The 787-nt window shown below is 45.6% G+C and carries 1 protein-coding gene; it reads right to left on the bottom strand.

Annotated elements, in window-relative coordinates:
• A partial coding sequence (locus GQS54_RS22950) for an elongation factor Tu (protein ID WP_166426237.1) occupies positions 1 to 787 on the bottom strand: 787 nt, incomplete at both ends.

Below are 787 nucleotides of genomic sequence, written 5' to 3'. Positions count from 1 at the left end.
CCACGCTCTACGTCTTCACGCTTAGTTCCACGCAACAATGCGCCAATGTTCTCGCCTGCACGACCTTCGTCAAGCAATTTACGGAACATTTCAACACCTGTACAAACGCTCTTAGTTGTGTCTTTCATACCAACGATTTCAACTTCGTCGCCAGTTTTAACAATACCACGTTCAACACGACCAGTTACAACCGTACCACGACCTGAAATTGAGAAAACATCTTCAATTGGAAGTAGGAAAGGCTTGTCGATATCACGCTCTGGCTCTGGGATGTATGAATCAAGGGCTTCTGCAAGCTCGATGATTTTAGCTTCCCATTTCTCTTCGCCTTCAAGGGCTTTAAGAGCTGAACCTTGGATAACAGGTAAGTCATCACCAGGGAATTCGTATTCAGAAAGTAATTCACGTACTTCCATTTCTACCAATTCTAACAATTCTTCGTCGTCTACCATGTCACATTTGTTCATGAAAACGATCATGTAAGGTACGCCAACCTGACGGCCTAACAAGATGTGCTCACGTGTTTGTGGCATAGGACCATCAGTCGCTGCAACTACTAAGATTGCGCCATCCATTTGAGCAGCACCAGTGATCATGTTTTTAACATAATCGGCGTGTCCAGGACAGTCAACGTGTGCGTAGTGACGTGCAGGCGTATCGTATTCAACGTGAGACGTTGAAATAGTGATACCACGCTCGCGCTCTTCAGGAGCGTTATCGATTTGATCGAAAGCAGATGCGTTACCGCCGTACGTTTTAGCGAGTACAGTAGTGATTGCAGCTGTTA

The organism is Paraglaciecola sp. 20A4, assembly GCF_011378905.1.
Lineage (GTDB): Bacteria > Pseudomonadota > Gammaproteobacteria > Enterobacterales > Alteromonadaceae > Paraglaciecola.
Note: the sequence above shows the minus strand (reverse complement) of the source record. Positions and strands in the feature narration are given on the sequence as shown.